The sequence below is a fragment of the Pseudomonas sp. MAFF 730105 genome, assembly GCF_055380705.1.
In genome coordinates this window covers 2,500,219-2,526,578 of sequence record NZ_AP018438.1, presented here as the reverse complement: position 1 = coordinate 2,526,578, position 26,360 = coordinate 2,500,219, and the positions used below count along the sequence as shown (strand labels likewise).

General features: G+C 61.6%; 21 protein-coding genes and 1 tRNA gene. 11 read left to right on the top strand and 11 right to left on the bottom strand.

The features are described from left to right. Positions 1-456 precede the first annotated feature (456 nt). The 7 genes from PCOSP_RS11355 to PCOSP_RS11325 form a co-directional block, all read right to left on the bottom strand. The gene (locus PCOSP_RS11355; RefSeq protein ID WP_464711201.1) at positions 457-2,298 is read right to left on the bottom strand and encodes a tyrosine-type recombinase/integrase; all 1,842 of its coding nucleotides are present in this window, start codon (positions 2,296-2,298) and stop codon (positions 457-459) included. 222 nt (positions 2,299-2,520) lie between these two features. Next, positions 2,521-2,596, bottom strand: a tRNA-Gly gene (locus PCOSP_RS11350). 63 nt (positions 2,597-2,659) lie between these two features. Next, positions 2,660-3,220 carry a CDP-diacylglycerol--glycerol-3-phosphate 3-phosphatidyltransferase gene (pgsA, locus tag PCOSP_RS11345; protein ID WP_139642010.1) on the bottom strand — a complete coding sequence of 187 codons (561 nt, stop codon included), beginning with the start codon at positions 3,218-3,220 and terminating at the stop codon, positions 2,660-2,662. 32 nt (positions 3,221-3,252) lie between these two features. Continuing rightward, entirely contained in the window at positions 3,253-5,076 is a 1,824-nt protein-coding gene (gene uvrC / locus PCOSP_RS11340; RefSeq protein ID WP_464711199.1) for an excinuclease ABC subunit UvrC, read from the bottom strand. Positions 5,077-5,078: 2 nt separating this feature from the next. Continuing rightward, positions 5,079-5,720, bottom strand: a complete 642-nt coding sequence (gene gacA / locus PCOSP_RS11335; protein ID WP_024781217.1) for a response regulator transcription factor GacA — start codon at positions 5,718-5,720, stop codon at positions 5,079-5,081. A 126-nt stretch (positions 5,721-5,846) separates the two neighbouring features. Next, positions 5,847-6,281: a GNAT family N-acetyltransferase gene (locus PCOSP_RS11330; protein WP_139642006.1), complete on the bottom strand. Its 435-nt coding sequence runs from the start codon at positions 6,279-6,281 to the stop codon at positions 5,847-5,849. Between the two features lie 10 nt (positions 6,282-6,291). After that, a complete protein-coding gene (locus PCOSP_RS11325; protein WP_139642004.1) occupies positions 6,292-7,050 on the bottom strand; it encodes a carbon-nitrogen hydrolase family protein in 759 nt (252 codons plus the stop codon). A 605-nt stretch (positions 7,051-7,655) separates the two neighbouring features. Here PCOSP_RS11325 and PCOSP_RS11320 point away from each other — a divergent pair. Then, positions 7,656-8,726, top strand: a complete 1,071-nt coding sequence (locus PCOSP_RS11320; RefSeq protein ID WP_464711197.1) for a 3-deoxy-7-phosphoheptulonate synthase — start codon at positions 7,656-7,658, stop codon at positions 8,724-8,726. Here PCOSP_RS11320 and PCOSP_RS11315 read toward each other — a convergent pair. Continuing rightward, positions 8,705-9,808 carry a hypothetical protein gene (locus tag PCOSP_RS11315; protein WP_464711195.1) on the bottom strand — a complete coding sequence of 368 codons (1,104 nt, stop codon included), beginning with the start codon at positions 9,806-9,808 and terminating at the stop codon, positions 8,705-8,707. The two genes, PCOSP_RS11320 and PCOSP_RS11315, sit on opposite strands and share 22 nt — an antisense overlap. A 327-nt stretch (positions 9,809-10,135) precedes the next feature. Here PCOSP_RS11315 and PCOSP_RS11310 point away from each other — a divergent pair, with 327 nt between their 5' ends. The 6 genes from PCOSP_RS11310 (at position 10,136) to PCOSP_RS11285 (ending at position 17,056) form a co-directional block, all read left to right on the top strand. Further along, positions 10,136-11,014 carry an esterase/lipase family protein gene (locus PCOSP_RS11310; protein WP_464711193.1) on the top strand — a complete coding sequence of 293 codons (879 nt, stop codon included), beginning with the start codon at positions 10,136-10,138 and terminating at the stop codon, positions 11,012-11,014. A 94-nt stretch (positions 11,015-11,108) separates the two neighbouring features. Next, positions 11,109-11,390: a peptidylprolyl isomerase gene (locus PCOSP_RS11305; RefSeq protein ID WP_016774509.1), complete on the top strand. Its 282-nt coding sequence runs from the start codon at positions 11,109-11,111 to the stop codon at positions 11,388-11,390. Positions 11,391-11,525: 135 nt separating this feature from the next. After that, a complete protein-coding gene (locus tag PCOSP_RS11300) occupies positions 11,526-13,394 on the top strand; it encodes an extracellular solute-binding protein (RefSeq protein ID WP_464711191.1) in 1,869 nt (622 codons plus the stop codon). Continuing rightward, positions 13,394-14,452 carry a microcin C ABC transporter permease YejB gene (locus PCOSP_RS11295; protein ID WP_139641996.1) on the top strand — a complete coding sequence of 353 codons (1,059 nt, stop codon included), beginning with the start codon at positions 13,394-13,396 and terminating at the stop codon, positions 14,450-14,452. Before PCOSP_RS11300 ends, PCOSP_RS11295 begins: the two co-directional genes overlap by 1 nt. Then, entirely contained in the window at positions 14,452-15,474 is a 1,023-nt protein-coding gene (locus tag PCOSP_RS11290; RefSeq protein ID WP_464711189.1) for an ABC transporter permease, read from the top strand. Before PCOSP_RS11295 ends, PCOSP_RS11290 begins: the two co-directional genes overlap by 1 nt. A gap of 7 nt (positions 15,475-15,481) precedes the next feature. After that, the gene (locus PCOSP_RS11285) at positions 15,482-17,056 is read left to right on the top strand and encodes an ABC transporter ATP-binding protein (RefSeq protein ID WP_464711913.1); all 1,575 of its coding nucleotides are present in this window, start codon (positions 15,482-15,484) and stop codon (positions 17,054-17,056) included. A gap of 26 nt (positions 17,057-17,082) precedes the next feature. On the opposite strand, the gene PCOSP_RS11280 is transcribed toward PCOSP_RS11285, so the two are convergent. Then, the gene (locus tag PCOSP_RS11280; RefSeq protein WP_464711187.1) at positions 17,083-18,417 is read right to left on the bottom strand and encodes a methyl-accepting chemotaxis protein; all 1,335 of its coding nucleotides are present in this window, start codon (positions 18,415-18,417) and stop codon (positions 17,083-17,085) included. 168 nt (positions 18,418-18,585) lie between these two features. Then, positions 18,586-18,801 carry a TIGR02450 family Trp-rich protein gene (locus PCOSP_RS11275; protein WP_139641990.1) on the bottom strand — a complete coding sequence of 72 codons (216 nt, stop codon included), beginning with the start codon at positions 18,799-18,801 and terminating at the stop codon, positions 18,586-18,588. Positions 18,802-18,992: 191 nt separating this feature from the next. On the opposite strand from PCOSP_RS11275, the gene PCOSP_RS11270 reads away from it, so the two are divergent. The 4 genes from PCOSP_RS11270 (at position 18,993) to PCOSP_RS11255 (ending at position 24,992) form a co-directional block, all read left to right on the top strand. After that, positions 18,993-20,408, top strand: a complete 1,416-nt coding sequence (locus PCOSP_RS11270; RefSeq protein ID WP_139641987.1) for a sigma-54 interaction domain-containing protein — start codon at positions 18,993-18,995, stop codon at positions 20,406-20,408. 283 nt (positions 20,409-20,691) lie between these two features. Next, positions 20,692-22,083, top strand: coding sequence for a GntP family permease (locus tag PCOSP_RS11265; protein WP_139641985.1), 1,392 nt, complete (start codon positions 20,692-20,694; stop codon positions 22,081-22,083). Between the two features lie 7 nt (positions 22,084-22,090). Then, positions 22,091-22,867 carry a 3-hydroxybutyrate dehydrogenase gene (locus tag PCOSP_RS11260; protein WP_464711185.1) on the top strand — a complete coding sequence of 259 codons (777 nt, stop codon included), beginning with the start codon at positions 22,091-22,093 and terminating at the stop codon, positions 22,865-22,867. Positions 22,868-23,036: 169 nt separating this feature from the next. Then, complete coding sequence (locus PCOSP_RS11255) at positions 23,037-24,992, top strand: acetoacetate--CoA ligase (RefSeq protein ID WP_464711183.1); 1,956 nt, start codon at positions 23,037-23,039, stop codon at positions 24,990-24,992. Between the two features lie 187 nt (positions 24,993-25,179). Here PCOSP_RS11255 and PCOSP_RS11250 read toward each other — a convergent pair whose 3' ends face one another. Beyond that, the gene (locus PCOSP_RS11250; protein ID WP_464711181.1) at positions 25,180-26,295 is read right to left on the bottom strand and encodes a PilT/PilU family type 4a pilus ATPase; all 1,116 of its coding nucleotides are present in this window, start codon (positions 26,293-26,295) and stop codon (positions 25,180-25,182) included. Between the last annotated feature and the right edge of the window lie 65 nt (positions 26,296-26,360).

Below are 26,360 nucleotides of genomic sequence, written 5' to 3'. Positions count from 1 at the left end.
AAATATGGCCTCATGCCAGCACAAAGTACCGTAAAAAATCGTGCCCGGCCACCAGTTGATGGGCGATTACCCGCGCATCACGTGTTGCGGTGGAGAGGAGCCCCCGGAAGGGACTTCCAATCGAGTTAAAAACGGAAACCTGGCCCCAGTGAAATCAGGATTGCGGATTGAGGATCACATTCGCTCGGCAGGCTGAACGAAAAAAACCCGGCACGAGGCCGGGTGGTTACCCGCCATCCCCAAGACGCAGCCCCCAAATGAGAGGGATGGAGAGCTGACAAGAGCGGGCGGGAGCGAGATATTGCCAAAGGGTGTCTTCCTGCGCAATAGAAGTCTCTTGCCGAACATTTTCGCCGCACCTCAGGCAACGCGTGAAATTCACGCATCTACGGCAGCCCGAGCTAGATGGACCCAAGCAAGCAGCGACATCCGTTATCACAGCCCAAACACAGCACCTCAGCTTGAACCCAGCGCACTGCAAACGATCTGTGCGGTCACATCGAAATTCTCTGTAGTAAGCACATCGATTGGCGCGCGACCTTTTATTCGCTCATGAGGCTTACAAAGGGCGCCATAAAGCCTCCACGCATCGACATCCGGAAACCGCGCTAATGCAGCAAGTACCAACTTGTGCCGCAGCGGATCAAGCTGCCAATCGGGAATGCGCTGACCGCGATTCCCCAGGCTCAGCGACAGCAGACGGCGAGCCTTGATGTCGCGATTGATCTGATCTCGGGATTTGCCTGCCAATTTGGCGAAGACCAGCAGCGGCAAATTACTCGAAGCCTCATAGGTGGCCAGCATCTCGGCACGTTCGCGCTGGATGTCAGACACGTGGGATTTTTGCGGTTTTTCAGTCGACACCGAAAGAGGTACGACAGGCGACTGATGCGACACGACAAGAGCCGGCTCGTCGTTAACCGAAGCCTTGGGCACCGAGACCGTTGCCACTGGAAAGTTGCCGTTGAACTGAATGGAATTTGCGCTCACGTTTTCAAGTGACGGCAGCGAAGCAGCCCCCTCCAATCGGATGGTAAGCGGAGAGCTTGCCGCTTTCAGCTGGCCCTGCCCCCAAAGGTCCAGACGATTCGCCCAGTCCTGCATCATGGTCCGGCGCTGTTCAACGTATTCCGCGTGATTGTAGGCCGCGCTCACCTTGTCCGGATCAGCATGAGAAAGCTGAGCATCCACCCAAACCTTCGGATACCCGATCTCGTTCAACGCCGTCGAGATCGTCGCCCTCATGCCATGACCGGTGAGTTGATCGGCGTACCCCATCCGACGCAACGCGCCATTCAGCGTGTTCTCGCTGATGCGCTTGCTCAGGTCGCTTCGATGCGCAAACAAGTAGCGCTGCGCGGGAACAACCTGATCCAGCAAGTGACGCACGATCTCGAGCGCCTGCACCGACAGCGGCACGATGTAGGGCGGTACGTTTTGGATCTGCTTACCTGGCTTCCGCATCGCTAGCTGGAGCTGCTTTACCACTTCCGCCGGTATGACCCACAAGCGCGTCTCCAGATCGAACTGGTCGGGCGTCGCCAACCGCAGCTCGCCCGTGCGGACACCGGTCAGCAGCAACAACCGAAGGCCAAGCCGAGTTTGGTTGGCGCCGCCGTAGTTTCGAAGAGCAGCCATCAATGCCGGGAGCTCGTCCATCCGGAGAAATGGATTGTGCGTAACCGGAGGTTTGGGAAGTGCGACCACATCTAGGTCCGAAGCTGGGTTGTGTTCCAGCCCCTCGATCTTCACCAACGCATATCGGAACAATTGGTTGAACCAGGTCCGACATTTCTCGGCTGTCGTTAAGGCCTTGCGCTGTTCGATCCTGCTCAGTAAATCCAGCAGATCGTGACGGTTGATATCGTAGATGGACCGCCCACCCAGTAGGGGCAGGACGTCTTTATTGAAGATTCTCAAGATCTGCGAGAGCGTGCTTTGACGCCCTTCCTTCAGGCTCAGCCTGCGGAAGCCCACCCACTGATTGAACACGGCCTCGAAGGTGTGCTCCTTCGCAGCATGAACAGCAAGTCGCTGTTGTTTGCGATGTTCATAGGGGTTGATGCCCTGGGCAACCAAGGTACGGGCTTCATCACGACGGGTACGGGCTTCTTTAAGCCCAATTTGGGGGTAACTACCGAGGGACATGCGCTTCTGCTTGCCCGCCCAGTAATAACGGAAGAGCCAGACTTTTCCGCCTCTGGCCGTCACATTGAGCGTGAGACCATCACTGTCGCCGAGGGTGTAGTCATTACCGGTGATTCGGGCATGCCGAACTGTCATTTCTGAGAGTGCCATCGCGAGCTCCTGAACAGAGTCAGGGCCAGATGCTCATCTCGCTACACAATCTGCTCCAGCATTAAACCGATTCAGCGCTCGTCAGAATCCTGGACTCAATTCTGGACTTAAACGCACCGGATAGTGCTGGATTTCAGTGGTTCCCGCTGGAACGAAAAAAGGGCCTAAAGGCCCTGATTTCAATCACTTACAGAGTTCAGTGGAACTCTGTAGCGCAATATTTGGAGCGGGAAACGAGACTCGAACTCGCGACCCCGACCTTGGCAAGGTCGTGCTCTACCAACTGAGCTATTCCCGCGTCTTGGTGTGGCGCATTCTATAGATTCAGATTACGCCGTCAACCCCTTGATTCAAAAAAGTTTTATTTCTTCTCTACATCCGTCCGCAGATGCGGCCAGGCGGCGCGCAGGTACTGGACCATCGACCACAGTGTCAGGCCGGCGGAAATCAGCAGCAGTGCGTAGCCCAGCAGCACCCAGAAGCTGAAGTCCGAGGGGTTGGCCAGCAGGATGACCAGGGCGAGCATCTGCGCGGCGGTTTTCCATTTGCCGAGGTTCGACACGGCGACCTGGGCGCGGGCGCCCAGCTCGGCCATCCACTCGCGGAGTGCCGAGACGACGATCTCACGACCGATGATCACTGCCGCCGGCAAGGTCAGCCAGAGGTTGCCGTGTTCCTGCACCAGCAGCACCAGGGCCACGGCGACCATCAGCTTGTCGGCCACCGGATCGAGGAACGCGCCGAACGGTGTGCTCTGCTCCAGACGGCGGGCCAGGTAACCGTCCAGCCAGTCCGTTGCGGCGGCGATGGCGAAGACCGAAGCGGAGGCCATGTAGCTCCAGTGGTACGGCAAATAGAACAACAGTATGAAGATCGGAATGAGCAGGACGCGTAGAACGGTAAGCAGATTTGGGATATTCATCGGCACAACTGGCTGCGAGGTTGACGGGCATTCTACTCGCTATGCAGGTTTGCATAAATCGACTCTGCGAGCTTTTTACTGATACCAGGGGCTTTGGCGATCTCTTCGATGCTGGCACGAGACAGCTCCTGCAATCCACCGAAATGTTTCAACAGGTCCCGTCGCCGGGTCGGGCCGACCCCTGCCACGCCTTCCAGGGTGGAGGTGCGGCGAGTCTTGCCACGGCGGGCACGGTGGCCGGTAATGGCGAAGCGGTGGGCTTCGTCGCGAATCTGCTGGATCAGGTGCAACGCCGGAGAGTCCCCTTTCAGGGTGAATTCATGGGCCGCATCGTTCAGGTACAGGGTTTCGAAACCGGCCTTGCGCGTAGCCCCCTTGGCCACACCGAGCAGGATCAGGTCGGGAACCATCAGCTCGTTCAGTACATCGCGAGCCATGGACAGTTGGCCTTTACCGCCGTCCACCAGCAGGATGTCCGGGAGTTTGCCCTCCCCGTCCTTCAGCTTGCCGAAGCGTCGCATCAGGGCCTGGTGCATCGCCGCGTAGTCATCGCCGGCGGTCACACCCTCGATGTTATAGCGGCGGTAATCGGACTTGATCGGACCTTCCGGGCCGAACACCACGCAGGACGCCACGGTAGCCTCGCCGCTGGAATGGCTGATGTCGTAGCACTCCAGCCGCTGCGGTGGCTCGTCCAGATTGAGGACGTCGGCCAAGGCATCGAACCGCGCCGCGACATGCTGGCGGTTAGCCAAGCGCGCACCCAGGGCCTGCTCGGCATTGGTGACCGCCAGTTGTTGCCAGCGCGCCCGGGTGCCGCGCACGCGGTGGCTGATGGTCAGCTCGCGACCGCGAAGCGTATGGATGGCTTCAATCAGGGTCGGAAAGTCCTCGTGGACCACGTTGACGATCAATTCGCTCGGCAGGTCGCGTTCCGGACTGCTGACGTAGTACTGGCCGAGAAACGCCGACATGACCTCGGCCACGTCTTCCTCGATACCCACCTGGGGGAAGAAGTTCTTGCTGCCGAGCACGCGGCCGCCCCGCACGCTGATCAGATGCACGCAGGCGCCGCCCGGGTTGATGAAGGCCGCGATCACATCGACATCGCCACTGCCGCCTTCCATGCTCTGCTGGTCCTGCACGCGGCGCAGCAGACCGATCTGGTCCCGCAACTCGGCGGCTTTTTCAAATTCGAGGTTGATCGCCGCCTCTTCCATCGCGCTCGACAACTCATCGGTCAGCGCATTGCTGCGACCTTCCAGGAACATCACCGAGTGGCGCACGTCCTCGGCATAGACCTCAGGCTCGACAAAGCCCACGCAAGGCGCCTTGCAGCGCTTGATCTGGTATTGCAGGCAGGGCCGGGTGCGGTTCTTGTAATAGCTGTCTTCGCACTGGCGCACGAAGAAAGTCTTCTGCAACAGGCTCAGGCTTTCACGGATCGCACCGGCGCTGGGGTAAGGACCGAAATAGCGGCCCTTGGCCTTTTTCGCGCCACGGTGGATGCTCAGGCGCGGGAACGCCCCGTCGGACAGGAACACGTAGGGGTAGGATTTATCGTCCCGCAGCAGGATGTTGTACGGCGGCCGCCATTCCTTGATCAGCGTCTGTTCAAGCAGCAGCGCTTCGGTTTCGTTGGCGGTGATGGTGGTTTCGATCTGCGCGATGCGCCCCACCAACGCGGCGGTCTTGGGGGCCAGGCCGGTCTTGCGAAAGTAGCTGGCCAGGCGCTTCTTGAGATTCTTGGCCTTGCCCACGTACAGCAGGCGCGCGTCCCCGTCGAACATGCGGTACACGCCGGGGCGGCCACTGCATGTGGACAGGAAAGCACTGGGATCAAACGGTTCGGTCATTATCAGGCGCTGGCATCGACCATGCCGTGACGCACTGCCAGCAGTGTCAACTCGACATCACTGCTGATCGAAAGCTTCTCGAAGATACGGTAACGGTAGGTGTTGACGGTTTTCGGAGACAGGCACAGTTTATCGGAGATGATCTGGACTTTCTGGCAACCGACGATCATCAGGGCAATCTGGATTTCCCGCTCCGACAACGCGTCGAAGGGCGATTCGTTGGTCGGCTGGAATGATTTGATCGCCAACTGCTGGGCGATCTGCGGGCTGATGTAGCGCTGCCCGGCGAACACCAGGCGGATGGCCTGGACCATTTCGTTCAAACCGGCACCCTTGGTGAGGTAACCCGCCGCCCCCGCCTGCAACAACCGGGTCGGGAACGGGTCTTCCTCACAGACGGTCACCGCGACCACCTTGATATCCGGGTGACTGCGCAGCAGTTTGCGCGTGGCCTCAAGACCGCCGATGCCAGGCATCTTCACGTCCATGAGTACCACGTCGGGTTTCAATTCACGTGCCTTGATCAGGGATTCTTCCCCGGATTCGGCCTGACCAACCACCTGCAGACCGTCGATGTCAGCCAGCATTCGTGTAATGCCCGTACGAACGAGATCATGGTCATCGACCACTAACACCCTAATCAAGCAGACACCTCACCATTTGGTCTTATATGGACTGCCTCACACCTTAGCAAAAAGCTTCCGACAGACCTAGCGCCAAGAGGCATTAAAAAGTTACAGCGAATCTTCCCGGATGCGCTATCCAAGGCCTCAGGCATCGGCGTCTCGCTGCATCCTCAGGAAACATTCATCCTCGCCCGCGACGTATAACCCCATGCGCTCGTAGAGCTTCCTGGCCGGGTTGTCCTTGAACACCGTCAGACGCAACGCCGGCCGCCGCTCCGACGCGACCATGCCCCATGCCTGTCCGATCGCCCAGGTACCGGCGCCCTGCCCGCGGAACGCCTGATCGATCTGTAACTCCCGGATGTACAACGCCCGGGCATCCCGACTGAGGCTGACAAAACCCAGTACCTGCTCCCCGCCACAGATGACCCAGTTCTGACGAATGATCCACGCCAGGTCGAACGCCTCGTCCTGCCAGAGCAAATCATGGCGCAGGTAATACGGCAGCATATTGGTGCAGGTCAGTTGCCGGGCGAAATCGATATCTGCGGTCGTGGCCGCACGCCACTGGAAACTCATGGGTACCTCGTCAAAGTGCTGTCAACGGTAAGACCTGTCCGGCCCAACCAGTGACGTCGTGACGAGCGATGACCAACACATCGCCCCTACCCGGCGCCATAGCAATCAGCGAGCCGTCGGGCCTCCAGACCGCGCTATTACCAGCCGACACCCAGCCTCCCGTAACGCCACCATGATTGGCCATCAGAATCGCCATGGCGTGTTGCCTGGCATAACCTTGCAACAATGTCGTATCCGCTACGTAGCCACCCTCACTGATCAGCACCCCTGCCGCATAGAGCGTAGCGCCTCGCCCCGCTGCCGAGGCGGCGTGGGAAGCATGGGAAAAGTCCGCGCATACCGCTAACGCGATGTGGTCGCTCCCTATTTCCAGCATCGAACCGCCATGCCCCGGAGAGAAGACACTTTCTTCTCCGGGGTGCAGATGTTGCTTGCTGTAGACCCCGAGGGATCCATCAGCACCGAATACCAAAGCACCGATCAGAACCGGCGCGCTTGTTGCCAGACGAATGGGCATACCGACCACTGTGGTCAGACCCAACTCTCGCGCCAGCTCACGCAGCGGCTGCAACATGCTGTCGTCGGGCAGAATAGCCAGCTCCGCCGCCAGGTCCCGCTCATACCCCGTCAAAGACAGCTCGGGGAATACCAATAGCTGAACGCTCTGTTCAGCGGCAACCCGCATGAAACGCTGGTGGCGGATGAGATTGGCACGGACATCCCCAGCGATGGAAATCGACTGGGCAGCGGCGAAAGTTGAAGGAGTCATATTTCAATCATGGATGTGGGTCTACAGAAAGTGTGTCATAAAGTCCGTCAGACTCAACCCATTACAAACAGTGCATCAGAGCTATAGAACATTCTTATTGAACCGGCGCCCCGGGGTCGAGTAAGCTCAGAACCATTCATCGGAGACAGACCATGTTCAACGCCCTCTCACCGCTTCAACCCGTCAGCGCTCCGCGCTCGGTTGCGGCTGTCCGGGCGAACGGTGTTGCTGCTCCGGCCAACTTTTATTTTGGGTATTGGTTTAGCCACTGGCGCGCCTGATACCCAACCGGCGCCCACTTTAAACGGGTCGCCTTCCAGAGTTCATAAACCCCCGGTCGGCCTCCCGACCGGGGGTTTTGTTTTTTCAGCCCTGTACGTTTGCAACACCAACAACTTTGAGGATCGAGCCATGAACTACGCCACTTATTACCGTTACGACTTTTGCGCCTGGCGATTTACCAGCCTCCGCTCGGGACAGCCTGCCGCCTCCGATCGGTCACCTATCGGTGGCATGCAAACACTTGAGGCCAGTACGGCCAACTGTCGAACACCCCACTAGGGCCGGCGCGGGAAGAACCCGCTGCCCGCCCAGGAAGCCAGATCATGAATTCGTCCGTCTCCGCTTTGCCGCTGTCCACGCTCACCCCTGCCAATGAAGCCCTGACCCTGCGTCTGCCCAGCTCGTTGCAGCTCAAGCACCAATTGCCGCTCAGCCACGCGTTGAGCCAACAAGTCGACGCCCATCGCCAGGCCATCCGCGCAATCCTCGACGGTGAGGACGCTCGCCTGCTGGTCATCGTGGGCCCCTGCTCCCTCCACGATCCGAAATCCGCCCTCGAATATGCCGCCAACCTGGTTCGCCTGGCCCACGAAGTGAGTGACAGCATGCTGCTGGTGATGCGCGCCTACGTGGAAAAGCCCCGCACGACCGTGGGTTGGAAAGGCCTGGCCTACGATCCCGACCTGGATGGCAGCGATGACATGGCCGCCGGCCTGACCCTGTCCCGGGAACTGATGCGTGAAATGCTCCAGCTCGGCCTGCCCGTCGCCACCGAACTGCTGCAACCCATGGCCGCCAACTACTTCGACGACCTGCTAAGCTGGGTCGCCATCGGCGCGCGCACTACCGAATCGCAGATCCACCGGGAAATGGCCAGCGGCCTGGGCATGCCGGTCGGCTTCAAGAACGGCACCGACGGCGGCGTTGGGATCGCCTGCGACGCCATGCGCTCCGCCGCCCATCCCCACCGGCATTTCGGCGTCGACAGCCAGGGGCATCCTGCAATCATCCAGACCCAGGGCAACCCCGACACTCACCTGGTGCTGCGGGGTGGACACCGCGGCCCGAACTACGACCGCCAGAGCGTCGCGCAGATACACAGCGACCTGAGCCGTCTGAAAATACCGGCCCGGATCATGGTGGATTGCAGTCACGCCAACAGCGGCAAGGATCCCTCGCGCCAGCCAGAGGTATTCAATGACGTGCTGGCGCAGCGGCTGCAAGGGAACCGCGCGTTGATCGGCATGATGATCGAGAGCCACCTGTTCGAAGGCTGCCAGCCCATCAGCCCGTCAATGCGCTACGGCGTATCGGTGACCGACGGGTGCCTGGGCTGGGCATCCACCGAGCAACTGCTGCGCCAGGCCCATCGTCAGTTGCTATCGGCCAACTGAGCTTCGTGCGTGCCCTCCTTCGGGAGGGCGCTCCTGGAGCGCACATGCACCTCGACCCCGGCGAAAGGCTGGCTCACATCGTCCAGGCGCTCGACCTGATAGCGAACGCGCACCGATCTGCCTCGTTGACTCTGCCAATAGTCCGCCGGGACCACGAAGGTCATCGGCTGACCGACGTTGGCCGGGACGATTTCACGCTCCTCGACATAGGCGTAGCTGCCATCGCATTGCAGCCAGACCAACTCGCCAATCTCGAAGCCGGCGGTCTCGATGATCACGCTCACCCCTTTCTCCTGTTCATCGACATCCAGTCCTTCTTCCTTCAGCCCCAGGATCCGAGGCGCCTTCAGCGGCGGGCGGACCAGGGGGCCGATATGCAGCGACAAGGACTCGGCACGGCGCACGGAATGCCCGCGCCTGACGACGTAGGAAAGGTCCAGGTGATGCCCCAGATGCGGGGCGATCAGCGCATGATCTATCCAGAACGAGACCTCGCGACCGACGGCATGGGCTTCGATGTCCAGCACGTCACGCCAGAGTGCCCTGGAGTCCCTGCTGCCGATCAGGATCAGCCGGTCCCCGACAGCCATTCTTGAATAGGGCCGAATGGTCACGCAGGTGCCCTCGGGGACACGCTTCGGATCGAGACTGCCGCCCACCGCATCGGTGGCAATGGCCGGCAACAGTTGCGGCGCTACGTCACCGATCACCAGTTGCAGGGCCTCCGAATGCATGGGCGCCGGAAGTCGTTTACCGGTGACTTGATAAAAGATCTCCAGCGAGCCGCCGTCCAGTTCGGCAATGTGGGGTTCGCGCACGACGAACGTGACGTCCCGGTCGACCTGTCGCTCCGTGATGGACCTGCGTATTTCATGCCGGTACGGCTCGCCGTCCGAATTGAGCCCGTACCAGAACAGCAGGACCTCATCGCCGCACGTCATCAACGGATAGGGTTTGAGGGTGATAGCGACCTTGCTCCAGGCCGGGTTGATCACCCCGCCTTTTGCCGCCGCCAGGATGGGGGCCCGGAATTTCGTCCGAGCGCTAAGCCGGGCTCGCCGGCCAAATGGGTCAGTGGTCATGTATGGATTCCAGTCCTTGGATGAGGACGCCATCTCCCTTTAACGGCGCCCGATAGAGCCATTAGAACCTGCTCCTCGCAAACCCGCAGTCAGACAAGACGACAGCGCGGGTGGTCCCTTGCACTTGAGACTGTAGCTGCATGCAACAGGGTCTATCAGACGCATCCCGAAACCAAACACATCATTCGGCCACTTTTCTGATTCCTCCTGCCTTCTCTAGTCCGTTTTCGGTCGGCCATAGCGGTTTCTTCCTACACCTCGGCGCAGAAGCCTGCATTACAGTGGTGTCGCAAATTCAACATGAACCTCTTCGAAAAAGGTACGAACATGCAACGGAATGCAACCACTCAATTTCCTATCCTGTTGGTACATGGTTTGTTCGGGTTTGACAGGGTCGCTGGCTCCGAACTGTTCCAAGGCATCAAGCAGGCACTGCGCACCGCCGGCGCCCGGGTATTCATTCCCTACCTGTCGGCCACCTACACCAACGAGGCTCGCGGTGAAGAGTTACTGGCCCAGATTGATCGGGTCCTGAGCGGTACCGGGGCCACCCGGGTGAACCTGATCGGGCATGGCCAAGGTGCATTGGCGTCCCGTTACGCCGCCGCACTGGCACCCACGAAGGTCGCCTCGGTGACGTCGGTCAGCGGCCCCAACCACGGCTCCGAACTGGCCGACTTCCTGCGCAAGGCCCTCACGCCCGGGCGCCTGCCGGAGCATGTCGCCGGTAGAGTCGCCACGTTGTTCGTCGACTTCATTTCATTGCTGAGCGGCCAGGCACACCTCCCCCACAACGCCATCGCCGCACTGGCGGCCCTGACCACCGAAGGCGTAGGCGCGTTCAACGACAAATACCCGCAAGGCTTGCCCAGGAGCTGGGGAAGCAAGGGGCCGGAGCTGGTCAACGGCGTGCGCTACTACTCCTGGAGCGGCACGCTGCAGGACACACCCGGCGATGCCCTGCGGACAACGCACCCCTTTCAGGTATTCTGCCGGGCCTTTTCCGAATACTTCATCACCGAAGCCGGGCAGAACGACGGCCTGGTGGGTCGCTTCAGCTCGCACCTGGGCAAGGTCATCCGCTCCGACTATCCGATGGATCATATGCAGGCCATCGATCAACCGTCCGGGTGCGCGCACAAGGGGACAACCCCGCTGGAACTCTACGTGCGGCACGCCGAACGCCTGCGCAAAGCGGGCCTGTGATCGGCGGGTTCAAGGTTCTGACGCATTTTTGACAACAACCCTTCAACGATTCCGGTAGGCTCACACCCTTTAAATCCATTGAAAGGAATGTCCCATGGCCAAAGCCACTGCCCGCCACATCCTGGTTTCCAGCGAAGACAAGTGCAACGAACTCAAGGCCCAGATCGAAGCCGGTGCCGATTTCGCTGAAGTCGCGAAGGCCAACTCGTCATGCCCGTCCAGCCGTCAGGGCGGCGACCTGGGTTCGTTCGGCCCAGGCCAGATGGTCAAGGAGTTCGACACCGTCGTGTTCAGCGCGCCGATCAACGTGGTGCAGGGCCCGGTCAAGACCCAGTTCGGTTATCACCTGCTGGAAGTGACCAGCCGCCAGGACTGAGGGTGACGGTGGCGAGGGGGCTTGCTCCCCCGCCACCTTAGCTCCTCGCCACCACTCCTTGACCACCGGGCTGGCGATCAACGCGCCGCTCGCGTACAAATCGTGGTCATCGATCACCCGGCTTTAAGGCTGACAATGCGACTGGCGTTTTCCTCACTGTTCTTGACTGCCGCGCTCCTGCTGACAGGCGCCGCCGGCGTGTCTGCCGCACCGCAACATGCCCTGACCGTCTATGGCGAACCGGCCAAATACCCCGAAGGCTTCAGCCATTTCGCCTATGCCAATCCCCAGGCCCCCAAAGGTGGCACCCTGCGCCGTTCGGCCATCGAGATCGGCCAGTTCGACCACGTGCTGCCCTACATCGACAAAGGCATCGGGGTCAGCCAGATCGACGGCATGCTGTATTCACCCCTGGCCCAACGCTCCCTGGATGAGCCCTACACAGTCTACGGCCTGGTTGCCCAAAGCATGGAACGCGCGGACGACGGCCTGTCCCTGCGCTTTTACCTGAACCCCAAGGCCCGCTTCGCCGACGGCAAGCCCATCACCGCCGAAGACGTGCGCTACAGCTTCGAGCTGCTGATGACCCAGGGCAGCCTGCGCTATCGCACCCAGTTCGCGGCCGTCAAAGGCGTCGAAGTCGAAGGCGAGCGCACCGTTCGCTTCGATTTCAAGAACAACGAAAACCGCACCTTGCCCCTGGACATCGCCACCCTGCCGGTGTTTCCCGAGCATTGGTGGAAAACTCGCGACTTTGCCAGCGGAGGTGGCTATGAAGCGCCGCTGGGCAGCGGGCCGTACCGGGTCGGCAAGGTTGACTCTGGGCGCAGCATCACCTTCGAACGCAATGCCGACTGGTGGGGCAAGGACCTGCCGGTCAGCCGCGGGCTTTACAACTTCGATCATTTCAGCATCGAGTATTTCGGCGACACCGACGTGGCGCGCCAGGTGCTGCGCGGTGGCGCCTACGACTACAACCGCGAATTCTCCGCCACGGGCTTTTCCATTGGCTACGACAGCCCGGCACTGCGCGACGGGCGCCTGCAAAAAGCCCACCTGGCCACCGAAGCCCCGCAAACGGCCCAGGGCTTCGTGTTCAACCTGCAAAAGCCGCAGTTCCAGGATCGTCGCGTACGCCAGGCCCTGGCGATGCTCTGGGATTTCGAATGGAGCAACCGGCAGATGATGCGCAACCTCTACGTGCGCCAGCAGAGCTTCTTCTCCAACACCGACCTGGCCGCCCGACAATTGCCCGATGCGAGCGAGCTGGCGATCCTTGAACCGTTGCGCGGAAAAGTCCCCGACGAGGTCTTCACCCAGGTATTCCAGGCCCCGAAGACCGACGGCAGCGGCGTGATTCGCGACAAGCAATTGCAAGCCCTGGCGCTGCTGGAACAGGCCGGCTGGAAACCCGACGGCGATCGCCTGGTCAATGCCGAGGGCGAGCCGCTGAGCTTCACCTTCCTCAACAGCCAGAACGGCATGGACCGCCTGCTGCTGCCCTACAAACGCACCCTGGCGCAGATCGGCATCGACATGAGCATCCGTCGCATCGACCCGTCCCAATACGTCAACCGCCTGATGAGCCGTGACTACGACATGATCGTCACCGGCTACCCGGTCAGCACCTCGCCCGGCACCGAGCTCTACAATTACTTCGGTTCGGCGGCGGCCAACGACCCGGGCGCCAACAACTACATGGCCCTGCAGAATCCCGCCGTCGATACCCTGATCGATGGGCTGGTCAAGGCCACCACCCAGGACGACATGCTCCGTCATGCCCACGCCCTGGACCGGGTGCTGCAATGGAACTACTACTGGATTCCCAACTACTACCCACCGGGCAGTTCGACCGTGTGGTGGAACCGCTTCGGCATGCCGAAGGTGCAGGCCGCCAATGACGAAGCCATCGAGAGCTGGTGGGAAGTCAGCACCACGCCCTTGACCAATGAACAGATGACCGCCGAACGAATCAGGCGTGGCACCTCCGGAGGGCGTCACTGATGTGGGCCTATATCGCGCGTCGCCTGTTGCTGATCATCCCGACCCTGGTGATCATCCTGCTGGTGAATTTCGTCATCGTCCAGGCGGCACCGGGTGGCCCGGTGGAACAGGCCATCGCCCACCTGCAAGGCATCGGCGGCGCCACCGTCGGCAGCTCGGGCAATGCCATGACCGGCAGCTCCCGGGCCAGCCGCGGCCTGGACCCGCAACTGATCAAGGACATCGAGAAACAATACGGCTTCGACAAGCCGGCCCATGAACGCCTGTGGCTGATGCTCAGCAGCTACGCCCGCCTGGACTTCGGCAAGAGTTTCTTCCGGGGCGCCACGGTCACTGACCTGATCCTGGAAAAGATGCCGGTGACCATTTCCCTGGGGCTGTGGGCCACGCTGATCACCTACCTGGTGTCGATCCCGCTGGGCATCCGCAAGGCGGTGCATCATGGCTCGGCCTTCGATGTCTGGAGCAGCACGGCGATCATCATCGGCTACGCCATGCCGGCGTTCCTTTTCGCAATGTTCCTGATCGTGGTGTTCGCGGGCGGGACGTCGCTGAACTGGTTTCCGGTGCGCGGGCTGGTATCGGATAACTTCGAATCGCTGTCGACCCTGGGCAAGATCACCGATTACTTCTGGCACCTGGTGCTGCCCGTCACGTCGCTGGTGATCGGCGGTTTCGCCACCCTGACCATCCTGACGAAGAACTCGTTCCTCAATGAAATCACCCGCCAATACGTGGTCACGGCGCGGGCCAAGGGCATGAGCGAACGTCGGGTGCTATACGGGCACGTGTTCCGCAACGCCATGCTGTTGGTGGTGTCGGGAATTCCCCAGGCGTTCATCAGCGTGTTCTTCGCCGGATCGCTGCTGATCGAGGTGATCTTTTCCCTCGATGGCCTGGGCCGCATGAGCTACGAGGCAGCCGTGTCCCGGGACTATCCGGTGGTGTTCGGCTCGCTGTTCATCTTCACGCTGTTCGGCCTGCTGATCAAACTCATCGGCGACCTTTGCTACACCCTGGTGGACCCGCGCATCGACTTCGCCGCGAGGAACGCCTGATGTTCAGATTCTCGCCCTTGGGCCGACGACGTTTCGAGCGTTTCAAGAAGAACCGCCGCGGCTGGTGGTCGCTGTGGTTGTTCATCGGCCTGTTCATCCTGACCCTGGGCGGCGAGCTGATCGCCAATGACAAGCCGCTGGTGGTGAGCTATCAGGACTCGCTGTATTTCCCGGTGTTCAAGCGCTACACCGAACAGGAATTTGGCGGCCAGCTACCGTTCCAGGCCGACTACCGCAGCAGCTACGTGCAGAACCTGATCCACAAGGACGGCGGCTGGCTGCTGTTCCCGCCGATCCCGTTCAGCGACGACACCCCCAACTACGACCTCAATCAACCGGCCCCGAGCCCGCCTACCTCGGTGAACTGGCTGGGCACCGACGACCAGTCCCGGGACGTGCTGGCCCGGGTGATCTTCGGTGCCCGGGTGTCGATCCTGTTCGCCCTGGCGCTGACGACCATCAGCGCGCTGATCGGTATCGCCGCCGGCGCGTTGCAGGGTTATTACGGCGGCTGGGTGGACCTGTTGGGGCAACGCCTGCTGGAAGTCTGGTCGGGGCTGCCGGTGCTCTATCTGCTGATCATCCTCTCCGGTTTCGTCGAACCGAATTTCTGGTGGCTGCTGGGGATCATGGCGTTGTTCTCCTGGCTGGCCCTGGTGGACGTGGTCCGCGCCGAGTTCCTGCGCGGGCGCAACCTCGAATACGTCAAGGCCGCCAGGGCCCTGGGCCTGACCGACCGCAAGGTGATCGTGCGGCACATCCTGCCCAACGCGATGAACGCGACCCTGAGTTATCTGCCGTTCATCCTCACCGGGGCGATCTCCACCCTCACCGCCCTGGACTTCCTCGGCTTCGGCATGCCGGCCGGCAGCGCGTCCCTGGGCGAGCTGATTGCCCAGGGCAAACAGAACCTGCAAGCACCCTGGCTGGGGCTGACGGCATTCTTCACCCTGGCCCTGATTCTTTCCCTGTTGGTGTTCATTGGCGAGGCATTGCGTGATGCATTCGATCCCAGGTCCTGATCCGGACGTGCGTGACAACCTGATCGAAATCCGCGACTTGAGCGTGGCCTTCAACGACCACGCCGTCGTGCGCAACCTGTGCCTGGACATCCGTCCCGGCGAGTGCCTGGCCCTGGTGGGCGAATCGGGCTCCGGCAAATCGGTGACGGCCCATTCGATCCTGCAACTGCTGCCACCAACCGAGAGCCGTACCACCGGCAGCATTCGCTATCGCGGCCAGGAACTGGTCGGCGCCCAGGCCAAGACCCTGCGAGAGCTGCGCGGCAATCGCATCGCGATGATCTTCCAGGAACCGATGACCTCCCTGAACCCGCTGCACAGCGTCGAAAAGCAGATCGGTGAAACCCTGATGCTGCACAAGGGCCTGGGCGGCAAAGCGGCACGTCAGCGCATCCTGGAGCTGCTGGCCCTGGTCGGCATCCAGAAGCCCGTCGAACGGCTCAAGGCCTACCCGCATCAGCTCTCCGGCGGCCAGCGTCAACGGGTGATGATTGCCATGGCCCTGGCCTGCGAACCAGAGCTGTTGATCGCCGACGAACCGACCACCGCGCTGGACGTCACCGTACAACGCAAGATCCTGTTGTTGCTCAAATCCCTCCAGCAACGGCTGGGCATGTCCCTGTTGCTGATCAGCCACGACCTGAACCTGGTGCGCAGCATCGCCCAGCGGGTGTGCGTGATGAAGGCCGGGGAAATCGTCGAGCAGGCGCCCTGCGAAACCCTGTTCAGCGCGCCGAAGCACCCCTACAGCTGTGAACTGCTGCACGCCGAACCGGAGGGTGAAGCCCTGCCCCGGGACGAGCGCGAAGACGTGCTGCAGGTCCAGGACCTGCGGGTCAGTTTCGCCCTGGGCGGTGGGTTGTTCCGGCGCAAGGAATACCTGCGCGCCGTCGACGGCATCAGCCTGAACATCCAGCGCGGCAAGACCCTGGGCATCGTCGGCGAATCCGGCTCCGGCAAGTCCACACTCGGCCAGGCGATCCTGCGGCTGATCGAATCCGAAGGCAGCATTCGCTTCCAGGGTGAAGCCCTCGACGCGCTGTCACAGAAAGCATTGCGGCCGTGGCGCAAGCAGATGCAGGTGGTGTTCCAGGACCCGTTCGGCAGCCTCAGCCCACGGATGTCGGTGCAGCAGATCATCAGTGAAGGCCTTGAGGTCCACAGTCCGTCCAGCGCCCAGGAGTGTGAAGCCCGGGTGACCCAGGCCCTCAAGGAAGTCGGTCTCGACCCGCAGAGTCGCCATCGCTACCCCCACGAATTTTCCGGCGGCCAACGCCAGCGCATCGCCATTGCCCGGGCCCTGGTGCTGAAACCGGCCCTGATCCTGCTGGACGAGCCCACGTCGGCGCTGGATCGCACCGTGCAGAAACAAGTGGTCGCCCTGCTCCGCCAGCTCCAGGAAAAGCACGGCCTGACCTACCTGTTCATCAGCCATGACCTGGCGGTGGTGCGCGCCCTGGCCCACGACATGATCGTGATCAAGGACGGTAAAGTGGTCGAGCAAGGGGCGAGCCATGAGCTGTTCGAGTCGCCACGCCACCCCTATACCCGAGAGCTGCTGGCGGCGGCACATCCCGCATAACTCGCGGGCCAGTCTTCTCCAGCGAATCAGGCGCCCCGTCGCTGGTCCAGGGTGTTGGCGAAATTGCCCATTACCGTCACAACCTGTTGCGCGCCCCGGTGGATATCCTGGATCACCGCCCCTGCTTCATTCACCAGTGTGACCCCCTGTTCAGCCTTGAGGGTGCTCGACTGCATGCTGGTGACCGCTTGCCTGGCGAGTTCGCGGTTCTTGCCGACCACCTCGGTGATGGCGACGGTGGCCTGGCTCGTACGTCGGGCCAAGTTGCGCACCTCATCGGCCACGACCGCGAAGCCGCGCCCCTGCTCTCCAGCGCGAGCAGCTTCGATGGCCGCATTAAGGGCCAGCAGGTTGGTCTGCTCAGCGATGCCCCGGATGGCATCGACGATACTGCCGATTTCCTCGGACTGTGCGCTCAGGGCCTCTATGCCCGTCGCCACAGCCTGGAGTTCATCAGCGATGCTTTGCACGACGGTCACGGTCTTTTGCACGACGGCGGTGCCAAGCCGGGTATGCTCATCGGTCTGCTGGGACGTCTCGAAGGCCAACTGCGCCGCCTTCGATTCGCTCTGGCGTTGTTCGATCTCAGCGGTGCAATCGGTGGCGAACTTGACCACCCCATATACATGGCCCTGGGCATCATAGAGCGGGTTGTAGGTGGCCTGCAGCCAGACGGTCGCGCCGCGCTTGTCGACCCGCTGGAACAATCCTGCCCTGTACTCGCCCCGGTTCAGTCCGGCCCAGAAGCCGCGATAGGCTTCGCTCTGCGCTTCGCCGGGCGTGCAGAAGATACGGTGATGCTGGCCGCGCACTTCTTCCAGGCCATAGCCCATCACCCTCAGGAAGTTCGCGTTGGCATTTACTACGTGCCCTTTCAGGTCAAATTCGATGACCGCCATCGAACGGTCAATCGCCTGCGTGAAGCTGGACTCGGCCTGGGAACGAAGCACCTCATCGGTCACATCGCGAACAACGCAAAGGATGCGCTGTACGCCCGCGCCCGCCTGGCGCACCGGAACATGGTCCGCTTCCACCCAGGCCCCTTGTCCGTCGCGGGCCAGCAGCAAAAACCGGTCGCTGACACTTTCACCCTGCAGCAAGCGCCGCCACAACGTCGCGTACTGTGGACTGTGGGCGTACGCCGGGGCGCAAAATGTCTGGTGATGCTTGCCCAGAATCTCGTCGAGCGAGTATCCAACCATTCGTAGGAACAGGGGACTGGCGCTCAGCACTTCACCTGTCGCCGCGAGCTCAAGCACGGCCATGGAGGCATGCAAGGCATCGCGCTGCGCCTCAAGATAAGCCTCCCTGGCCTGGACTTCATGCAAGGCCTGCTGATGCTTGCGTGTACGAATGAACATGGGCCCCACTCCGGAACGTTGGATGCGTGGATCGAGCCGCCTGAAGACTCAGGGGGCCTTTCGCTGGAGAGATGCCATTAAGCCATGATCTCAAAAATAATTGTACAGATTTTTATTTATGTACAAGTTTTATATGACCAGCGGCGTACCACCGGCCGCCCGTTTTTTTCATTTCCAGCCAATGCGCCACCGCTTGTCATCTCGCAACTCGCGCCAGTCCAGCAGTTCCGTGCGCCCGCTGAGCACCGCTTGCAACTCGACTTGCAGAGGTACGCCGACCTCGTCGCAGAGCAGCTTGATGACCAGGAAATGCTTCTCTCGATTGACCGGTGCACAGGCAGTCCATTTCGAAAGCGTGAGTTTGCGAGGATTGAATGGGTTCATGGGGGGCATCCAAAAATGTACAAAACAAAAGCAACTGTATAATTTTCGCCTCATTGAAACCACGACTTCAGGACGCTCGACCGAGGCGCAACACGTCAGCCGCGTCTTGATCAGTGGATCTACGGCATAATGCCGCTGGCAACAGACTCATCAGAGGCCGCCACACCCTCACCTCTTTCTGGGAATGCCCGATGCGCCCCACCGAAAACCTCAAGGACTACCAGCGCGTACGCACCCTGGCGATTCGCTCCTTGTTCGAGATCATCGAACAGTCCAGCGAAGGCACGGTGATTGTCGACCGTGACGCCAACATCGTCTGGATGAACGAGCGCTACGCCCGGCGCTTCGGCCTGAACTCGGCGCAGGAGGCCATCGGTCGTGCCTGCGAGAGCGTGATCCCCGGCAGCTTGCTCCGGGAAGTGGTGCGGACCGGGCGGCCGATCCTGCTGGACATGCAGGAGATGCCCAAGGAGCCGCTGGTGGTCATGCGCCTGCCGATCCATGACAGCGCCGGCGCGGTTATCGGCGCCATCGGTTTTGCCTTGTTCGGTGAACTGCATAGCCTGTCGCCGATGCTCAAGCGCTACCAGAGCATGCAGGAAGAACTGGCCTCGACCCGTTCGCTGCTGCGGGCGCGGCAAACCAAGTACAACTTCGCCCATTTCATCGGCACCAGCAGCGCCGGCCTGGAGGTCAAGCGCCGCGCCCGGCGTAGCGCCAGCACCGATTCCCCGGTGTTGCTGCTCGGCGAAACCGGCACCGGCAAGGAGCTGCTGGCCCAAGCGATCCACAGCGCCTCGCCACGGGCGCACAAGGCATTCGTCAGCATCAACAGCGCGGCGATTCCGGAATCGCTGCTGGAAGCCGAGTTCTTCGGCACGGCCCCCGGAGCGTTCACCGGGGCTGACCGCAAGGGCCGCGCCGGCAAGCTGCAGATCGCTCAGGGCGGCACGTTGTTCCTCGATGAGATCGGCGACATGCCCTTGCCACTGCAAAGCAAACTGCTGCGCGTGCTGCAGGAAAAGGAATATGAACCGGTGGGCTCCAACGAGGTGCTGCAAAGCGATGTCCGCGTGATCGCTGCCACGTCAACGGACCTGGAAGCGGCGATCAAGCGCGGCGAGTTCCGCGCCGACCTGTATTACCGCCTCAATGTGCTGCCGATCCAGGTTCCACCCCTGCGCGAGCGCCTGGATGACCTGCCGGCCCTGAGCGAAGCAATCCTCGAAGACCTGCGCAGCCAGCACGAACTGAACCCCGACGCCCTCGACCTGCTGGGGCAGCACGCCTGGCCGGGCAACATCCGCGAGTTGCGCAACGTGCTGGAGCGGGCCGCGTTGCTCAGCGATAACCTGCAACTCACCGCCGTCGACATCCGCGCGGCCATCGGCACGTTCACGCCAGTGACCCGCCCGGCCAGCCCAAGCCTGGAACTGCTGCCCCAGGAAACCTTCAGCCAGGCCCGGGCGCGATTCGACCGGCAATTGATCGAAACCACCCTCGCGCAATGCGGCGGCAAGGTGATCGAGGCGGCTGAGCGGCTCGGGCTGGGGCGCTCGACGTTGTACAAGAAGATGGTGGCGTTGGGGATTGCCGAGTCTCAATAAAGAGAAATTAATTCTCTTTTTGTAGACATACATCTTGGAGCGCTTTGCGCTCATCGCGAGCAGGCTCGCTCCCACAGGATGATTGCATTCCCCTGTGGGAGCGAGCCTGCTCGCGATGAGGCCATCCGAATCAAAAAATCTCCAAAAAGAGACAGCACTCCCCCTATCTCCTCAAGCCAAACAACAAACCTTATATATTTCAACAAGTTACCAACCTGGCACAAAACTCGCTAAAGCTCCTCCCACCGCTTCACCACAAAAATAACAATCCAGGAGACACACCATGAGTGTGATCATTGCCTTGGCAGCCCTCGCGCTGCTGATGGTTGCCGCCTACCGTGGCTACAGCGTCATCCTCTTTGCCCCCATCGCCGCCCTCGGCGCCGTCCTGCTCACCGACCCCTCCGCCGTCGCCCCTGCCTTCACCGGGGTGTTCATGGAGAAAATGGTCGGGTTCATCAAACTGTATTTCCCGGTGTTCCTGCTCGGCGCGGTGTTCGGCAAGCTGATCGAGTTGTCGGGCTTCTCCCGCTCCATCGTGGCCGCGGCGATTCGCCTGCTGGGCACGCGCCAGGCGATGCTGGTGATCGTGCTGGTCTGCGCCCTGCTGACCTATGGCGGCGTGTCGCTGTTCGTCGTGGTGTTCGCGGTGTACCCGTTCGCCGCCGAGATGTTCCGCCAGAGCAATATTCCCAAGCGCCTGATCCCGGCCACCATCGCTCTCGGCGCGTTCTCTTTCACCATGGACGCCCTGCCCGGCACGCCGCAGATCCAGAACATCATCCCCAGCACCTTCTTCAACACCACCGCCTGGGCCGCGCCGTGGCTGGGTGTGATCGGCACGCTGTTCGTGTTCAGCATCGGCATGCTGTTCCTGCAACGCCAACGCAACAAGGCCCAGCGCGTGGGCGAAGGCTACGGCACCGAACTGCGCAACGAGCCGGAAACGGCCGAAGACATCAAGCTGCCCAACCCGTGGATCGCCGTTTCGCCACTGCTGGCGGTCGGCATCATGAACCTGCTGTTCACCCAGTGGATCCCCCAGTGGTACGGCAAGACCCACAGCCTGGCGCTGCCGGGCATGGCGGCACCGGTGACCAGCGACGTCGCCAAGCTCACCGCGATCTGGGCAGTGCAGGCCGCGCTGCTGGTGGGCATCATCATGGTCCTGCTGTTCGGCTTCCGGGCCATTCGCAGCAAGCTGGCCGAAGGCAGTAAAAGTGCGGTGGGCGGTGCGCTGCTCGCGGCGATGAATACCGCCTCGGAATACGGCTTCGGCGCGGTCATCGCCTCGCTGCCGGGCTTCCTGGTGTTGGCCGACTGGCTCAAGAGCATCCCCAATCCACTGGTCAACGAAGCCGTGACCGTGACGCTGCTGGCGGGCATCACCGGTTCCGCGTCGGGCGGCATGAGCATCGCCCTGGCGGCGATGTCCGAAACCTTCATCAACGCCGCCCACGCCGCCAATATTCCCCTGGAAGTGCTGCACCGGGTAGCGGCCATGGCCAGCGGCGGCATGGACACCCTGCCTCACAACGGCGCGGTGATCACCCTGTTGGCGGTCACCGGGCTCACTCACCGTGAAGCCTACAAAGACATTTTCTGCATTACGCTGATCAAGACCCTCGCGGTTTTCGTGGTGATCGGTGTGTTTTACGCCACTGGCATTGTATGAGGTTCTTATGACGACAACTCTTTCCGGCAAAACCGCCCTGGTCACCGGTTCTACCAGCGGCATCGGCCTGGGCATTGCCCTGAGCCTGGCCAAGGCCGGCGCCGACTTGATCCTCAACGGCTTTGGCGATGCATCGGCGGTGATCGCCGAAGTGCAGCAGTTCGGTGGCAAGGTGGGCCATCACCCGGCCGATGTCAGTGATCCGGCCCAGATCGCCGATATGCTCGCTTACGCCGAGCGCGAGTTCGGCGGCGTCGACATTCTGGTGAACAACGCCGGCATCCAGCATGTGGCCGCTGTCGAGGATTTCCCGGTGGAGCGCTGGGACTCGATCATCGCCATCAACCTGTCCTCGGTGTTCCATGCCACCCGCCTGAGCCTGCCAGGCATGCGCAGCAAGGGCTGGGGGCGGATCGTCAATATCGCCTCGGTACACGGCCAGGTCGGCTCGGTGGGCAAGGCCGCCTATGTCGCGGCCAAGCACGGGGTGATCGGCCTGACCAAAGTGGTCGGCCTGGAAACCGCCACCAGCAACGTCACCTGCAACGCCATCTGCCCCGGCTGGGTGCTGACCCCGCTGGTGCAGAAGCAGATCGACGACCGCATCGCCAGCGGCGTCGACCCGCAACAGGCCCAGCATGACCTGCTGGCCGAGAAACAGCCGTCCCTGGAGTTCGTCACCCCGCCGCAACTGGGGGAACTGGTGCTGTTCCTCTGCAGCGAAGCCGGTAGCCAGGTGCGTGGCGCGGCATGGAATATCGATGGTGGGTGGTTGGCCCAGTAACCTGTGTGAACCCTGTGGGAGCAAGGCTTGCCCGCGATGAAGGTATCTCGATTCCAAGGTGAACCGTATCGACCTCATCGCGGGCAAGCCTTGCTCCCACAGGAAGTTGATCCCGGAAGCTCCGGCTCGCTCTATAGTTTGCGTGTACATAAAGAATAAGAGATACGCCATGTCCGACACCCTCTGGCAACCCAGCCCTGAACGCATCGCGCGGTCGCGCATGAGCGCCTTTCGCCGGTTCGTCAACGAACGGCATCACCTGCAACTCAGTGGCTATCCCGCCCTTCACGCCTGGAGCATCGACCAGCGCGAAGCCTTCTGGCAGGCCATCGTCGATTTCTTCGAGATTCGCTTTCACCAGGCGCCCAGCGAGGTACTGGTGGAAGGTGCGCAAATGCCCAGCGCCCGCTGGTTCCCCGGGGCGACGCTGAACTTTGCCGAGCATTTGCTGCGCCGTCGCGATACAGCAACGGCAGTGGTGGCCATCGACGAAAATGGCGGCCAGGAACACCTGACCTGGGCCGAACTCGCCGCCCACGTCGCCGGCCTGCAGAAAAGCCTGCAAGCGGCCGGTGTGACCCAAGGCGACCGCGTCGCCGCGTGCATGCCCAACACCTGGCAAACCCTGGTGGGCATGCTCGCCACCACCAGCCTGGGGGCGATCTGGTCCTGTTCGTCGCCGGATTTCGGCACCCAGGGAGTGATCGACCGCTTCGGCCAGATCGAACCCAAGGTGCTCATCACCTGCGCCGGTTACCGCTACGCCGGCAAGGTCATCGACCAACGGCCCAAGGTCAACGAGATCCTCGAACGGCTGCCGTCGCTGCAGCAGCTGATCGTGCTGCCCTATGCCCAGCCGGATGCCAGCGCCGAAGACTTCACGACCCCGGCCAGCGTCGCACTGTGGGACGGGTTCTACCAAGCCGGTGGCGAGCCGCAATTCGTCGCCGTGCCGTTCGATCATCCGCTGTACATCCTGTACTCCAGCGGCACCACCGGCGTACCGAAGTGCATCGTCCATGGCACCGGCGGCGTACTGCTGCAACACGTCAAGGAACATGGCCTGCACGTCGACCTCGGCCCCGAGGATCGGCTGTTCTACTACACCACTTGCGGCTGGATGATGTGGAACTGGCTGGTGTCCGCCCTCGCCGTCGGCAGCGCGGTGGTGCTCTACGACGGTTCACCGTTCCACCCCGGCCCCGAGCGCTTGCTGGACCTGATCGACCAACAGCGCATCAGCGTGTTCGGCACCAGCCCCAAGTTCCTGGCCGCCCTGGAGAGCCAGGGTTTGAAGCCTCGGCAGACCCACGACCTGGGCAGCCTCAGGACCTTGCTGTCCACCGGCTCGGCGCTGGCGCCCCACAGCTACGACTACGTCTACCGCGACTTCAAGCCCGACGTCTGCCTCGCCTCGATGTCCGGTGGCACCGACATCGTGTCCTGCTTCGTCAACGGCAACCCGCTGTCGGCAGTGCGGCGCGGCGAAATGCAGGGCAAGAGCCTGGGCATGGCGGTAGAGGTCTGGAACGAGGCCGGGCAGGCCGTCATCGGCGAGAAAGGTGAACTGGTGTGCACTCGGCATTTCCCGGCGATGCCCATTGGTCTGTGGAACGACCCCCAGCAGGAAAAACTGCGCGCCTCCTACTTCAGCCAGTTTCCCGGCGTGTGGGCCCAAGGCGATTACGCCGAGGAGCTGCCCCATGGCGGTTTCCTGATCCATGGCCGCTCTGACGCGGTGCTCAACCCCGGTGGCGTGCGCATCGGCACGGCGGAAATCTATCGGCAGGTGGAAAAGGTCGAACAGGTGCTGGACAGTGTCGCCATCGGCCAGCAATGGCAGGGTGATGTGCGGGTGGTGCTGTTCGTGCGCCTGCAAGAGGGCGTAGTCCTCGATGACACCCTGGAGCAGCGGATTCGCCAGGTCATCCGGGCCAACACCACGCCGCGTCATGTACCGGCGAAGATCCTGGCGGTCAGCGACATTCCGCGGACCATCAGTGGCAAGGTGGTGGAGCTGGCGGTACGCAATGTGGTGCACGGCGAAGCGGTGAAAAATACCGACGCCCTGGCCAACCCGGAGGCGCTGGAGCAGTTTCGGGATCGGCCGGAGCTGGCCACCTAGGCACTACACAAAACCGCTTTCTGTGGCGAGGGGATTTAGCGAAACGTCGCACCGCCCCGCTGGGCTGCGAAGCAGCCCTAAATCCAGACACCTCGGTACATCAGATAGATTGTGTTGATTGCATTGGGGCTGCTGCGCAGCCCAGCGGGGATAAATCCCCTCGCCACAGGGAATGTGCAAAACCCCATCAATCCATCAACCCCCACTCCCCCGCCGCCGGATCGGCCGCAGGCGCGGCGCCCGATTCGGCATGCAGTTTCAACCGCAAGCGCAGGTTGTTCGCCGAATCGGCGTTCTTCAGCGCTTCTTCCTCATCGAGCACCCCTTCGACCACGAGGCTGAACAGGGCCTGGTCAAAGGTCTGCATGCCCAGTTCTTCCGACTTTTCCATGATGCCCTTGAGTTCGCCCAGCTCGTTGCGCCGGATCAGGTCGGCCACCGTGGGCGAGCCGAGCATGACCTCCACCGCGGCCCGGCGCTGGCCGGTACGAGTGCGCACCAGGCGCTGGGAAACGAATGCCAGGAGGTTGTTGCCCAGGTCGCTCAACAACTGCGGCCGGCGTTCTTCCGGGAAGAAGTTGATCACCCGGTCCAAGGCCTGATTGGCGTTGTGGGCATGCAAGGTGGAAATCACTAGATGCCCGGTGTCGGCAAAGGCCAGGGCGTGTTCCATGGTTTCACGGTCGCGAATCTCGCCGATCAGCACCACATCCGGTGCCTGGCGCAAGGTGTTCTTGAGGGCGGCATGGAAACTGCGGGTGTCGACACCGACCTCGCGCTGGTTGATGATCGACTTCTTGTGCCGGTGGATATACTCCACCGGGTCCTCGATGGTGATGATGTGGCCGCTGCTGTTGCGATTGCGATAATCGATCAACGCCGCCAGGGAGGTGGACTTGCCTGACCCCGTCGCGCCGACGAACAGCATCAATCCCTGCTTATGCATGATGGTGTCCAGCAGCACCTTGGGCAGCTTCAGGTCCTCGAAGCGCGGAATGTCCAGCTTGACGTTACGAATCACCATGGACACGTCGTTGCGCTGCTTGAAGATATTGACCCGGAATCGCCCGACACCGGACAGGGAAATGGCCAGGTTCATTTCCAATTCCCGATCGAACTCAAGGCGCTGTTCGGCGTCCATCAGAGACTCGGCGAGCCCGGCGATATCACCGACCTTGAACGCCTGGTTGCCCAGGGGCTTGAGCACACCCTCGAATTTTGCACAGGGCGGTGCCCCGGTGGACAGGTAAAGATCGGAGCCTTCCTGGCTGGCCAGGATGCGTAACAAGGGATCGATTTCCATGGACTGAAACTTCCGCGAGACTTCAATGAAACAAGCTGACCCGAACACGTACCTCTGCAGACCAA

What these genes read in the sequence shown, in the direction of transcription:
- PCOSP_RS11320 (WP_464711197.1), top strand. Translation starts at nt 7,656, where the DNA reads ATGAATTCGTCCGTCTCCGCTTTGCCGCTGTCCACGCTCACCCCTGCC.
- PCOSP_RS11305 (WP_016774509.1), top strand. Translation starts at nt 11,109, where the DNA reads ATGGCCAAAGCCACTGCCCGCCACATCCTGGTTTCCAGCGAAGACAAG.
- PCOSP_RS11275 (WP_139641990.1), bottom strand. Translation starts at nt 18,801, where the DNA reads ATGAACCCATTCAATCCTCGCAAACTCACGCTTTCGAAATGGACTGCC.
- PCOSP_RS11355 (WP_464711201.1), bottom strand. Translation starts at nt 2,298, where the DNA reads ATGGCACTCTCAGAAATGACAGTTCGGCATGCCCGAATCACCGGTAAT.
- PCOSP_RS11330 (WP_139642006.1), bottom strand. Translation starts at nt 6,281, where the DNA reads ATGAGTTTCCAGTGGCGTGCGGCCACGACCGCAGATATCGATTTCGCC.
- PCOSP_RS11280 (WP_464711187.1), bottom strand. Translation starts at nt 18,417, where the DNA reads ATGTTCATTCGTACACGCAAGCATCAGCAGGCCTTGCATGAAGTCCAG.
- PCOSP_RS11325 (WP_139642004.1), bottom strand. Translation starts at nt 7,050, where the DNA reads ATGACTCCTTCAACTTTCGCCGCTGCCCAGTCGATTTCCATCGCTGGG.
- PCOSP_RS11260 (WP_464711185.1), top strand. Translation starts at nt 22,091, where the DNA reads ATGACGACAACTCTTTCCGGCAAAACCGCCCTGGTCACCGGTTCTACC.
- PCOSP_RS11265 (WP_139641985.1), top strand. Translation starts at nt 20,692, where the DNA reads ATGAGTGTGATCATTGCCTTGGCAGCCCTCGCGCTGCTGATGGTTGCC.
- PCOSP_RS11255 (WP_464711183.1), top strand. Translation starts at nt 23,037, where the DNA reads ATGTCCGACACCCTCTGGCAACCCAGCCCTGAACGCATCGCGCGGTCG.
- PCOSP_RS11315 (WP_464711195.1), bottom strand. Translation starts at nt 9,808, where the DNA reads ATGACCACTGACCCATTTGGCCGGCGAGCCCGGCTTAGCGCTCGGACG.
- PCOSP_RS11290 (WP_464711189.1), top strand. Translation starts at nt 14,452, where the DNA reads ATGTTCAGATTCTCGCCCTTGGGCCGACGACGTTTCGAGCGTTTCAAG.
- PCOSP_RS11300 (WP_464711191.1), top strand. Translation starts at nt 11,526, where the DNA reads ATGCGACTGGCGTTTTCCTCACTGTTCTTGACTGCCGCGCTCCTGCTG.
- PCOSP_RS11250 (WP_464711181.1), bottom strand. Translation starts at nt 26,295, where the DNA reads ATGGAAATCGATCCCTTGTTACGCATCCTGGCCAGCCAGGAAGGCTCC.
- pgsA (WP_139642010.1), bottom strand. Translation starts at nt 3,220, where the DNA reads ATGAATATCCCAAATCTGCTTACCGTTCTACGCGTCCTGCTCATTCCG.
- PCOSP_RS11295 (WP_139641996.1), top strand. Translation starts at nt 13,394, where the DNA reads ATGTGGGCCTATATCGCGCGTCGCCTGTTGCTGATCATCCCGACCCTG.
- PCOSP_RS11310 (WP_464711193.1), top strand. Translation starts at nt 10,136, where the DNA reads ATGCAACGGAATGCAACCACTCAATTTCCTATCCTGTTGGTACATGGT.
- uvrC (WP_464711199.1), bottom strand. Translation starts at nt 5,076, where the DNA reads ATGACCGAACCGTTTGATCCCAGTGCTTTCCTGTCCACATGCAGTGGC.
- PCOSP_RS11270 (WP_139641987.1), top strand. Translation starts at nt 18,993, where the DNA reads ATGCGCCCCACCGAAAACCTCAAGGACTACCAGCGCGTACGCACCCTG.